Origin of the sequence: Streptomyces sp. NPDC060049 (assembly GCF_042736715.1) — a bacterium.
In the GTDB taxonomy this organism is placed as follows: domain Bacteria; phylum Actinomycetota; class Actinomycetes; order Streptomycetales; family Streptomycetaceae; genus Streptomyces.
The window spans coordinates 133,077-143,944 of the sequence record NZ_JBHWVV010000015.1; the positions used below are offsets into that span (position 1 = coordinate 133,077).

The following is a 10,868-nucleotide window of genomic DNA, read 5'->3' on the forward strand; positions in this document are numbered from 1 at the left end:
GATTGCTGCTGGGCTGCTGTGCTACTCGGTCCCGATTACCGCTGAACCGAAGTTCAGTGGGTCTCGGGGCGAAGGACCTTGGTCCGGAGAACCGACTCGTTCAGGTTCATCTGTCGGTCAAGCTCCTTGACGACCGCAGGCTCGGCCTGGAGGTCGATGACCGAGTAGATGCCCTCGGGCTTCTTCTTGATCTCGTAAGCGAGACGACGACGGCCCCAGGTGTCGACCTTCTCGACCTTTCCGTTGCCCTCACGGACGACAGAAAGGAAGTTCTCGATCAGCGGGGAGACAGCGCGCTCCTCGAGATCGGGGTCGAGGATGACCATCACTTCGTAGTGACGCATGTGGAACCCACCTCCTTTGGACTCAGCGGCCACGGTCGTTCCGTGGCAGGAGGGTCGTGATGCGTACGCACGGCATCCGCAGAGCAGACACCGCGCAGACCGTACAGACTACCTGGTCGACTCCTTCCGGTTGAAATCCGGCACCAGGAGGCCACAATCTGTATCCATCGGGTGTGCTCGGTGCTATGCCTCCGGCCCCTGCCGGAAGCGGCCCCGCAGCACCGCTCTGCTGCAGCCAGGAGGTGCCTTTCCGATGGCACAGGCAATGCGACGCCAGTCGTCCATCTCGCTCTTCGCGACCGACGGCAAGCCCCACCCGCTCCAGGACACCCTGATGGCGGTCACTCTGATCCTCGGCACCGTGGCGTTCGTCACGGCCTTCTTCGACCATCTGCACCTGCTCAGCTCGTGGACCGGGCTGATCGGGATCCTGACGGGCGCCTACGGGCAGTTCATCTCGGCGACGACACGCGAGCGCTTCGCGTTGATCATCGGCCTCGGCGCCTCCGCCTTCGGCTTCTTCCTCGGCATGGCGCACGGCGGTCTCTTCGGGGGCTGGCTGGGCTGACCGGGTGGCTCCGCGACGGGGCGCCGGCCTCCACCGGCCCAGGCACGGCCTGTCCCCCAGATGGGTGGCGCCCTTGTCGCAGTAGGCTTCGCGCCATAGCCAGCGAAGCCGCCGGAGGAGACGCCCCGCATGAGCCTGTCCCTGAGGACCATCAGCCGAGAGCAGCACCTGGGCTACCTCCAGAGTCTGCCCTCGGCTAGCCACTGCCAGGTCCCGGCGTGGGCCGACGTGAAGAACGAGTGGCGTTCCGAGAACCTCGGATGGTTCGACAAGTCCGGCGAACTCGTCGGCGCCGCCCTCGTGTTGTACCGCCAGCTGCCCAAGGTGAAGCGGTACCTCGCGTACCTCCCCGAGGGCCCGGTCATCAACTGGTACGCCCCCAACCTCGACGAGTGGCTCCAGCCGATGCTGGCGCACCTCAAGCAGCAGGGCGCCTTCACCGTGAAGATGGGCCCGCCCGTCGTCATCCGCCGCTGGAACTCCACCGCCATCAAGGCCGGAATCCAGGACCCGGAGGTCAAGCGCCTGCGCGACGTGGAGGCCTCGGCCATCGAGCCCCGCGCCTTCGAGGTCTCCGACAAGCTGCGCCGCATGGGCTGGCAGCAGGCTGAGGACGGGGGCGCCGGCTTCGGCGACGTCCAGCCCCGATACGTCTTCCAGGTGCCGCTGGCCAACCGCTCGCTGGACGACGTCCTCAAGGGCTTCAACCAGCTGTGGCGCCGCAACATCAAGAAGGCCGAGAAGGCCGGCGTCGAGGTCGTCCAGGGCGGCTACGAGGACCTGCCCGTCTGGCAGCAGCTGTACGAGATCACGGCCGAGCGCGACAAGTTCCGCCCGCGGCCGCTCAGCTACTTCCAGCGCCAGTGGAAGGCCCTCAACTCCGAGGACCCCAACCGGATGCGGCTGTACATCGCCCAGCACGAGGGGGAGCCGCTGGCCGCCGCCACGATGCTCACCGTCGGCCAGCACGTCTGGTACTCCTACGGCGCCTCCGCCAACCACAAGCGCGAGGTCCGCCCCTCGAACGCGATGCAGTGGCGCATGCTGCGCGATTCCTACGCGCTCGGCGCAAGCGTCTACGACCTGCGCGGCATCAGTGACACCCTGGACGAGAACGACCACCTGTTCGGGCTGATCCAGTTCAAGGTCGGCACGGGCGGCGAGGCCGTCGAGTACGTCGGCGAGTGGGACTTCCCGCTCAACAAGCTGCTGCACAAGGCGCTCGACATGTATATGTCGCGCCGCTGATCCCCACCCCCACACACCGCACCGCTGCACCACGCAGCTTTTCGAGAGAGGCTCCGGACGGGCATGGCGCTCACGCTCTACGTCGACACCGCGCGCTGGCGTGCGCACCAGAAGCAGGTCCAGGACCAGTTCCCCGGGATGATCCCGGTCTGCAAGGGCAACGGCTACGGCTTCGGCCACGAGCGGCTCTGCGAGGAGGCGACCCGGATGGGCGCCGACGTCCTGGCCGTCGGCACGACGTACGAGGCCGCCAGCATCAAGGACTTCTTCGGCGGCGACCTGCTCGTCCTCACCCCGTTCCGGCGCGGTGAGGAGCCGGTGCCGCTGCCGGACAGGGTCATCCGCTCGGTGTCCTCGGTGGACGGGGTACGCGGCCTGGTCGGCGCCCGCGTGGTCATCGAGTGCATGAGCTCGATGCGCCGCCACGGCATCTCCGAGCAGGACCTCGGGCTGCTGCACTCGGCGATCGAGGACGTCCGGCTGGAGGGCTTCGCCCTGCACCTGCCGCTGGACCGCCCGGACGGTTCGGACGCCGTCGAGGAGGTCATCGCCTGGATGGACCGACTGCGTGCGGCCCGGCTGCCGCTGCACACCATGTTCGTCAGCCACCTGAAGGCCGAGGACCTGGCGCGGCTGCGCCAGCAGTTCCCCCAGACCCGCTTCCGGGCCCGGATCGGCACGCGGCTGTGGCTGGGCGACCACGAGGCGACCGAGTACCGCGGCGGTGTCCTCGACGTCACCCGCGTCGCCAAGGGCGACCGCTTCGGCTACCGCCAGCAGAAGGCCGCTTCCGACGGCTGGCTCGTCGTCGTCGCCGGCGGCACGTCGCACGGGGTCGGCCTGGAGGCGCCCAAGGCGCTGCACGGGGTGATGCCGAGGGCCAAGGGCGTCGCCCGGGCCGGACTGGCCACCGTCAACCGGAACCTGTCGCCCTTCGTGTGGGCGGGCAAGCAGCGCTGGTTCGCCGAGCCGCCGCACATGCAGGTGTCGATCCTGTTCGTGCCCTCCGACTCTCCCGAGCCGAAGGTCGGCGACGAGCTGGTGGCGCACCTGCGCCACACCACCACGCAGTTCGACCGGGCGCTCGACGCCTGAGTCAGATCCTGGGGCCCGCGCCCCAGTCGACCCGCTGTCCCTGCGAAGGCGCCGCTTCCTGCGGCGCCTTCGCCGTCTGCGACAGGGTGAAGACGTCCTCGGCGCCGTCCAGGACGCCTCCCGAGGGGTCGTCCGAACCGTCACGCCGCACCACGTCACGCTCGGGCAGCAGGATGTCGCGTACGACGACGGCGCACAGGTAGAGCGTGCACAGCAGGTGGGCGGCGATCGCCAGCTGGTAGCCCTCCAGGGGCAGGCCCTGGTGCTTGTCCCCACTGGTCGTGTAGGCCAGGTAGAACCAGATCCCCAGGAAGTAGACGACCTCGCCGGCCTGCCAGATCAGGAAGTCCCGCCAGCGCGGCCGGGCCAGCGCCGCGAGGGGGATGAGCCACAGCACGTACTGGGGCGAGTAGACCTTGTTGACCAGGATGAAGGCGGCGACCAGCAGGAAGGCCAGCTGCGCGAAGCGCGGACGGCGGGGCGCGGTCAGCGTGAGCAGGCCGATGCCGGCACACAGCAGCAGCGTCAGGCCCGTGGCGTAGGTGTTGGCGCCCTCCAGCGGGTTCCCGGAGCGCTGGGAGATCAGCAGCCACACGGAGCCGAAGTCGATCGGCCGCTCCTGGCTGAAGGTGTAGAACTTCGTCCAGCCCTCCCAGGCGAAGAGCATGACGGGCAGGTTCACCACGAGCCAGGAGGCGGCGGCGCCACCGACCGCCGCACCGAAGGCGCGCCACTTCCCGGCCCGCCAGCAGAGCACGAACACGGCGCCGAGGAGCAGGACGGGGTAGAGCTTGGCCGCGGTGGCCAGCCCGACCAGGATGCCGAAGGCCAGCGCCCGGCCCCGCGACCACATGAGCATGGCGGCGGCGGTCAGGGCGATGGCCAGCAGGTCCCAGTTGATGGTCGCCGTCAGCGCGAAGGCGGGCGCGAGGGCGAAGAGCAGCGCGTCCCACGGGCGGCGGCGGTGGGTGCGGGCGACGCACACGGCGATCACGGCGGCGCAGGCCATCAGCATCCCCGCGTTGACCATCCAGTACATCTGCTCCCGGTGCTGCATGGAGCCGCTGTCGGGCGTCATCCAGGAGGCGATCTCCATGAAGAGCCCGGTGAGCACCGGGTACTCCAGGAACTGCATGTCCCCGGGGAGCCGGTCGAAGTACGGCGTGAGGCCGTCGGCGAAGCCGCGTACGGCGTAGAGGTGCGGGATGTCGGAATAGCAGGCGTGGGTGTACTGGGAGCCGGCCCCGCGGAACCACGCCCAGTCGTAGCAGGGCAGCTTCTGCACCATGCCGAGCGCGAACATCCCCAGCGCGACGAGCACCACGACGCGCACCGGCGTCAGCCAGTGGCCGCCCAGCCGCGCGTAGCGGCCCAGTGGGCCGCCGATGAGCTCGCTCCCGGCGGCGGCCACCTCGTCCTGCTGGGTGGGCAGTACGGGGCTGTCCTCGTGCACCTTCGTCATGCGCACATCCTGCCGTACCGCGCCGGACATGGGAGAGGGCCGTCGCACCGAGTGCGACGGCCCTCTCCGGCGTTTCACGGGGCCGGCGGTCAGCCTCCCGTCGAGCCCCCTATCGGGAAGGTGCCGCCGTTCGTCGTCCCGCCGGGTCTGCCGCCCGTCTTGCTCGGCGACGGGGACGTCGACACGGAGGCGCCGGGGCTGGGGTCCGGGTCGCAGATCTCCCACGGCCGGCAGGAGGGCTTTCCGGTCTTCGACGGGGTGGGAGCGACCGGGGACGGCGTGATCGACGGAGTGGTCGACGGCGTGATCGAGGGGGAGGGGGACGGCGAGGGGCTGGGGGAGGGCGCCCCGGAGGCATCCGCGACGACACCGATCTTGTCGGGCTCGGGGAAGTCCTTCTCGGGGACGCCGTTCAGCGCCTCCTTCATGTACTTCGTCCAGATCTCGGCCGGGATGTCACCACCGTGAAGGGACGGGATGCCGCCCACGCCCTTCATGGAGATCAGTTCCTTCTTCTCGGCACTGGGGTCCGAGCGGAACAGGGTCACGGAGGTGGACAGCTCGGGCGTGTAGCCGACGAACCAGGCCGACATGTTCTCGTCGGTGGTACCGGTCTTGCCCGCGGCGGGCCGGCCCAGCCCCTTGGCCTTCTTGCCGGTGCCGTTCTCGACGACGTTCTGCAGGACCTTGGTGATGTTGTCCGCGATGGAGTTGTCCATGGCCAGCTCCGCCTTGGGGGCCTCGAAGCCCGGAAGGTCCTTGCCGTCCTTCTGGACGCTGCGCACCGAGTACGGATCGTGGTGGGTGCCGGAGGCGGCGAAGGTGGCGTACGAGTCGGCCATCCGGATGGCGCTGGGGGTCGAGGTGCCGAGCGCGAAGGAGGCGTTCGCGTTCGGGTCCATCGACTCTTCGAGGATGCCCGTGGCCTTGGCGACTTCCCTGACCTTGCTGTGGCCGACGTCGAAGACGAGCTGGGCGAACGGGACGTTGATGGACTTCTCCATCGCCTCGTTCAGGGTGACGTAGCCGTAGGCGGTCGGGCTCTCGTTCTTCTGCTTGAACGGCTTGCCGTCCTTGTCGCGCAGCGGCTTGCCCTCACGGTTGTTGATCACCGTGAGGTCATTGGCCATGTACTTGCTGTCGGCCGAGATCCCCGAGCCCTTGGAGTTCTGGGTGCCGTACTGCATGGCCGCCGCCAGCACGAAGGGCTTCCAGGTGGAGCCCACCTGGACGCCCGAGGTGTTGGCGTTGTTGTTGAAGTGCTTCTTGTCCATGCCGGGACCGCCGTACAGGGCGACGAGGGCTCCGGTCTTCACGTCCACGGAAGCCGCGCCGAACTGGACGAAGGTGTCGGTGTCGGGGCGCTTCTTCTCGTCGATCAACCGGTCGCGGGTCTCCTCGACGGACTTGACCAGCGCTTCCACCCTCGGCTTCTCGAAGGTGGTGTGGATCTGGTAGCCGCCCTTGGCCAGGTCGTCGACGGTGAGGTTCGCGGCCTTCATCGCGTACGCCTTGGCCGTGTCGACCATGTAGCCGATCTGACCGGACATGCCCTTGGCCTGCGCGGATTCGACGAGCGCGGGGAAGTCCTTGTACTGGTCCCGCTCGGCCTTCTGCATGCGGCCGACCGTGACCTCGCGGTCCAGGACCCAGGCCCAGCGCTCCTTGGCCCGCGCGGTGTTCGCCTCGGGCGTGGCCGCGGAGCCGATGCCGCCGTCCGGGTTGTAGAGGTTGGGGCCCTTGAGCACGGCGGCCAGGAAGGCGCCCTCGGACGGGGTCAGCTCCGTGCAGTCCTTGCCGAAGTAGGCCCGGGAGGCGGCCTGGATCCCGTAGGCGTCGCGCCCGTAGTAGGCGGTGTTGAGGTAACCCGCGAGGATCGTGTTCTTCTCCTCGGTCACACCCAGCTTTATCGAGATGAAGAGCTCGGTGACCTTGCGCTTGAGCGTCTGGTCGGAGTCCAGGTAGGTGTTCTTCACGTACTGCTGGGTGATCGTCGAGCCGCCCTGGGTGGATCCGCCCTTGGCCATGTTCCACACGGCCCGGCCGATGCCCATGGGGTCGACGCCCTTGTCCGACTCGAAGGACTCGTTCTCCGCAGCGATCACCGCGTTCTGCATGGACCGCGGGATCTTCCCGATGGGCACGATCTGGCGGTTGACGGACCCGCCGGTCGCGACCATCTGGGTGTCGTCGGCCCAGTAGAAGACGTTGTTCTGCGCTTCGGCCATCTTGTTCGCGTCGGGGGTGTTCACCGAGGCGATGCCGATGCCGGCGCCTGCCGTGATGACCGCGAAGAAGCCCAGGGCCGTTCCGCCCACCAGCTTCCAGGACGGGACGAAGCGCTTCCAGCCGTCCTTGTCCGAGCGCGGGTAGTTGATGAACCGCTTGTTCGGGCGGCCCGTGCCGCGTCCGGCCGGGGCGGCGCTCCGGCCCCGTCCCGAACCTCGGCCGTCGGTTCTCCGGGCGTCCGTGCGGCTGCCGTGCTCCGACGGCTCCTCGTACGGTCCGCTGGGTGACGCGGTGGGAACGTCACGTCCGGCACCCCGGCCGGGGCGCTGCTGGGCAGCCCTGCGGGCCGCGGCGCGGCCCCCACCCTGGGGCTGCTGCGGTTTGCGGCGGTGCTCGCTCATCTAACGACTACTCCTCGGGCAGGCGAGTGGCCTGGAAGCGGCAGTTGAGGTCCCCCCGGTGTCATGGCGCACAGACTACGCACGCCCAAAAGCCCCTCAGTGCCGAAGTTCACCCCAAAACAGGCAACTTGCCTCGTACGAATTGGTGATGTGACGCCGGTCACCGTGTCGCCACTTGTAGCGAGCGACAAGCCGATCTATCGTCTGGATGTATCGAGCCGATACATCAGCTCGGCACAATGACTCCGAGGCGGAGGAAGGACAGGCGGATGAGCAGGCGCTCAGGCATCCTCGAGTTCGCCGTCTTGGGCCTGCTTCGCGAATCCCCCATGCACGGCTACGAGCTGCGCAAGCGGCTCAACACCTCGCTTGGGGTGTTCAGAGCGTTCAGCTACGGAACGCTCTATCCCTGCCTCAAGACGCTCGTCACCAACGGTTGGTTGATCGAAGAGCCGGGCAATGCCCCGGAAGACGCTCTCGCCGCTTCACTCGCAGGGCGCCGCGCCAAGATCGTCTACCGGTTGACGGCAGCAGGCAAGGAACACTTCGAAGAGCTCCTCTCCCACACGGGCCCCGATGCCTGGGAGGACGAGTCCTTCGCCGCCCGCTTCGCCTTCTTCGGCCAGACCGAACGGGAAGTGCGCATGCGGGTGCTGGAAGGCCGTCGCAGCCGGCTTGAGGAGCGCCTGGAGAAGATGAGCGCCTCGATCGCCCGCACCCGCGAGCGGCTCGACGACTACACGCTCGAGCTGCAGCGACACGGCATGGAATCCGTGGAGCGCGAAGTGCGCTGGCTGAACGAGCTCATCGAAAGTGAGCGGGCGGGACGGGATCAGAGAAAGCCCGGTCCGTCCGACGAAAGTGCAAAGTGAGACCTGCATCTCGCAGGCCTCGTCCGAGAACAAACAGGGAGCAACCGGAATGGGTTCGGTTCGCGTAGCCATCGTCGGCGTAGGAAACTGCGCCGCCTCGCTGGTGCAGGGCGTCGAGTACTACAAGGACGCCGACCCGGCGGCCAAGGTCCCCGGTCTGATGCACGTCCAGTTCGGCGACTACCACGTGCGTGACATCGAGTTCGTCGCCGCGTTCGACGTCGACGCGAAGAAGGTCGGCCTCGACCTTTCGGACGCCATCGGCGCCAGCGAGAACAACACCATCAAGATCTGCGACGTCCCGAACACGGGCGTGACCGTTCAGCGCGGCCACACCCTGGACGGCCTGGGCAAGTACTACCGCATGACGATCGAGGAGTCCGCCGAGGCTCCCGTCGACATCGTGCAGATCCTCAAGGACCGCCAGGTCGACGTGCTGATCTGCTACCTGCCCGTCGGTTCCGAGGCTGCGGCGAAGTTCTACGCCCAGTGCGCCATCGACGCCAAGGTCGCCTTCGTCAACGCCCTCCCGGTCTTCATCGCCGGCACCAAGGAGTGGGCTGACAAGTTCACCGAGGCCGGTGTCCCGATCGTCGGCGACGACATCAAGTCGCAGGTCGGCGCCACCATCACGCACCGCGTGATGGCGAAGCTGTTCGAGGACCGCGGTGTCCGTCTTGAGCGCACCATGCAGCTCAACGTCGGCGGCAACATGGACTTCAAGAACATGCTCGAGCGCGACCGCCTCGAGTCGAAGAAGATCTCCAAGACGCAGGCCGTCACCTCGCAGATCCCCGACCGTGAGCTCGGCGAGAAGAACGTCCACATCGGCCCGTCCGACTACGTCGCGTGGCTCGACGACCGCAAGTGGGCCTACGTCCGCCTCGAGGGTCGCGCCTTCGGTGACGTCCCCCTGAACCTCGAGTACAAGCTCGAGGTGTGGGACTCCCCGAACTCCGCCGGTGTCATCATCGACGCCCTGCGCGCCGCGAAGATCGCCAAGGACCGCGGTATCGGTGGCCCGATCCTGTCGGCTTCGAGCTACTTCATGAAGTCCCCGCCGGTGCAGTACTTCGACGACGAGGCCTACGCGAACGTCGAGAAGTTCATCAAGGGCGAGGTCGAGCGCTAGTCGCGCTCCGGCCGCACCCCAAGAGTCCTCGACGACTCCTGGACTTCGGCTGATCTTCCGCGGAGGGTCCCCGGGCAAAGTGCCCGGGGACCCTCCGCGTATGTGACCCTTTCCCTCATGGCTGTCGTACGTGATCTGCGCGTACTCCTGCGTCTGCGGGACTTCCGCAACCTCCTCGCCGTGCGGCTGCTCTCCCAGGCGGCGGACGGCGTCTACCAGGTCGCACTGGCCACCTACGTCGTCTTCTCACCGGAGAAGCAGGCCTCACCCGCGGCCATCGCGTCCGCCATGGCGGTGCTCCTGCTGCCCTATTCGGTGATCGGGCCCTTCGCCGGGGTGTTGCTGGACCGCTGGCCGCGCCGCCAGGTCTTCCTCTACGGGAACCTGCTGCGGGCCTTCCTCGCCTGCGTCACCGGCATGCTGATCGTCGCTCACGTCCCCGACTGGCTCTTCTACGCCTCGGCCCTGTCCGTGACGGCCGTCAACCGCTTCGTCCTCGCCGGACTCGCCGCCTCCCTCCCCCATGTGGTCGGCCCCGGCCAGCTGGTCACCGCGAACGCACTCTCCCCCACCGCGGGAACCCTCGCGGCCGTCGCAGGCGGGGGACTGGCCTTCCTCGTCCGGGCCCTGGCCGCCGACTCCGACGCCCTCGTCGTGCTCCTGGGAGCCGGCCTCTACCTGTGCGCGGCCCTGGCCGCCCTGCGGCTCGCCATCGGCCTCCTCGGGCCCGACCACCCTCCTGGCAGGATCAACCCGACGGTGGGCGAGGCGGTCGTCATCGTCGTCCGGGGCATGGCCGACGGTCTTCGGCACCTGGCGGTCCGGCGGGCGGCCGCCCAGGCCCTCACCGCCATGACCCTGATGCGGTTCTGCTACGGGGCGCTGACCGTCACCCTGCTGATGCTCTGCCGCTACTCCTGGTCGGCCGACGAGGCCGAAGGCCTCGCCCTGCTGGGTGTCGCGGTGGGGGTCTCGGGGGCCGGGTTCTTCGCCGCGGCCCTCGTCACACCCTGGCTCGTGGGCCGACTGGGCACCCGCGGCTGGATCACCGCCTGCGCCGCCGGGGCCGCCGTCCTGGTCCCGGCACTCGGGCTGTTCTTCGCCCCCGGCCCGATGCTGGCCGCCGCCTTCGTCCTCGGCCTCGCCACGCAGGGCGCCAAGATCTCCACCGACACCGTCGTTCAGTCCCAGGTGGACGACGACTTCCGGGGCCGTGTCTTCTCGGTCTACGACGTGCTCTTCAACGTCGCCTTCGTCGGCGCCGCCGGGTTGGCCGCGCTCGTGCTTCCCCTCGACGGCCGGTCCGTCCCGCTGATCCTCGGCGTGTCCGCGCTCTACGCCGTGACCGCTGCCTTCCTCATCAGGCAGGGCGATGTTTCACGTGAAACATCGCCCTGACCGACGGCCGGCGTACGGGGGAGTCGTTGGGCGGGCTTCGTCGGGGGGGGGTTTTTTAAGGGGAAAAAAACCCCCCCCCCCCCCGGGGGCCCACCCCCCCCCCCCATATAAAGCGCGGC

Annotated in this window: 9 protein-coding genes; 6 read left to right on the top strand and 3 right to left on the bottom strand. The window is 68.4% G+C overall.

Features of this window, described 5'->3' with window-relative positions; all coding sequences use genetic code 11:
- Positions 1 to 53: 53 nt before the first annotated feature.
- Entirely contained in the window at positions 54 to 344 is a 291-nt protein-coding gene (gene rpsF / locus ACFWBY_RS26595; protein WP_004950685.1) for a 30S ribosomal protein S6, read from the bottom strand.
- 253 nt (positions 345 to 597) lie between these two features.
- Between rpsF and ACFWBY_RS26600 the strand changes: the two genes are divergently transcribed.
- From ACFWBY_RS26600 to ACFWBY_RS26610, 3 genes are all read left to right on the top strand, one after another.
- Positions 598 to 912 (top strand): hypothetical protein, encoded by a 315-nt coding sequence (locus ACFWBY_RS26600; RefSeq protein ID WP_385333436.1) that lies wholly within the window; start codon positions 598 to 600, stop codon positions 910 to 912.
- A 129-nt stretch (positions 913 to 1,041) separates the two neighbouring features.
- Positions 1,042 to 2,160 (top strand): lipid II:glycine glycyltransferase FemX, encoded by a 1,119-nt coding sequence (locus ACFWBY_RS26605; protein ID WP_385333438.1) that lies wholly within the window; start codon positions 1,042 to 1,044, stop codon positions 2,158 to 2,160.
- A gap of 63 nt (positions 2,161 to 2,223) precedes the next feature.
- Positions 2,224 to 3,255, top strand: coding sequence for an alanine racemase (locus ACFWBY_RS26610; protein ID WP_385333441.1), 1,032 nt, complete (start codon positions 2,224 to 2,226; stop codon positions 3,253 to 3,255).
- A 1-nt stretch (position 3,256) separates the two neighbouring features.
- Here ACFWBY_RS26610 and ACFWBY_RS26615 read toward each other — a convergent pair whose 3' ends face one another.
- Positions 3,257 to 4,717 carry a glycosyltransferase family 87 protein gene (locus ACFWBY_RS26615; RefSeq protein WP_385333443.1) on the bottom strand — a complete coding sequence of 487 codons (1,461 nt, stop codon included), beginning with the start codon at positions 4,715 to 4,717 and terminating at the stop codon, positions 3,257 to 3,259.
- An 89-nt stretch (positions 4,718 to 4,806) separates the two neighbouring features.
- The gene (locus ACFWBY_RS26620) at positions 4,807 to 7,347 is read right to left on the bottom strand and encodes a transglycosylase domain-containing protein (protein WP_385345058.1); all 2,541 of its coding nucleotides are present in this window, start codon (positions 7,345 to 7,347) and stop codon (positions 4,807 to 4,809) included.
- 269 nt (positions 7,348 to 7,616) lie between these two features.
- Between ACFWBY_RS26620 and ACFWBY_RS26625 the strand changes: the two genes are divergently transcribed.
- The 3 genes from ACFWBY_RS26625 to ACFWBY_RS26635 all read left to right on the top strand — a co-directional run bounded on the left by ACFWBY_RS26625 (position 7,617) and on the right by ACFWBY_RS26635 (position 10,749).
- Entirely contained in the window at positions 7,617 to 8,219 is a 603-nt protein-coding gene (locus tag ACFWBY_RS26625; protein ID WP_385345061.1) for a PadR family transcriptional regulator, read from the top strand.
- Positions 8,220 to 8,268: 49 nt separating this feature from the next.
- Positions 8,269 to 9,351: an inositol-3-phosphate synthase gene (locus ACFWBY_RS26630; RefSeq protein ID WP_385345064.1), complete on the top strand. Its 1,083-nt coding sequence runs from the start codon at positions 8,269 to 8,271 to the stop codon at positions 9,349 to 9,351.
- 117 nt (positions 9,352 to 9,468) lie between these two features.
- Positions 9,469 to 10,749, top strand: a complete 1,281-nt coding sequence (locus tag ACFWBY_RS26635; RefSeq protein WP_385345067.1) for an MFS transporter — start codon at positions 9,469 to 9,471, stop codon at positions 10,747 to 10,749.
- The last annotated feature ends 119 nt before the right edge of the window (positions 10,750 to 10,868 follow it).

What these genes read in the sequence shown, in the direction of transcription:
- rpsF (WP_004950685.1), bottom strand. Translation starts at nt 344, where the DNA reads ATGCGTCACTACGAAGTGATGGTCATCCTCGACCCCGATCTCGAGGAG.
- ACFWBY_RS26600 (WP_385333436.1), top strand. Translation starts at nt 598, where the DNA reads ATGGCACAGGCAATGCGACGCCAGTCGTCCATCTCGCTCTTCGCGACC.
- ACFWBY_RS26605 (WP_385333438.1), top strand. Translation starts at nt 1,042, where the DNA reads ATGAGCCTGTCCCTGAGGACCATCAGCCGAGAGCAGCACCTGGGCTAC.
- ACFWBY_RS26610 (WP_385333441.1), top strand. Translation starts at nt 2,224, where the DNA reads ATGGCGCTCACGCTCTACGTCGACACCGCGCGCTGGCGTGCGCACCAG.
- ACFWBY_RS26615 (WP_385333443.1), bottom strand. Translation starts at nt 4,717, where the DNA reads ATGACGAAGGTGCACGAGGACAGCCCCGTACTGCCCACCCAGCAGGAC.
- ACFWBY_RS26620 (WP_385345058.1), bottom strand. Translation starts at nt 7,347, where the DNA reads ATGAGCGAGCACCGCCGCAAACCGCAGCAGCCCCAGGGTGGGGGCCGC.
- ACFWBY_RS26625 (WP_385345061.1), top strand. Translation starts at nt 7,617, where the DNA reads ATGAGCAGGCGCTCAGGCATCCTCGAGTTCGCCGTCTTGGGCCTGCTT.
- ACFWBY_RS26630 (WP_385345064.1), top strand. Translation starts at nt 8,269, where the DNA reads ATGGGTTCGGTTCGCGTAGCCATCGTCGGCGTAGGAAACTGCGCCGCC.
- ACFWBY_RS26635 (WP_385345067.1), top strand. Translation starts at nt 9,469, where the DNA reads ATGGCTGTCGTACGTGATCTGCGCGTACTCCTGCGTCTGCGGGACTTC.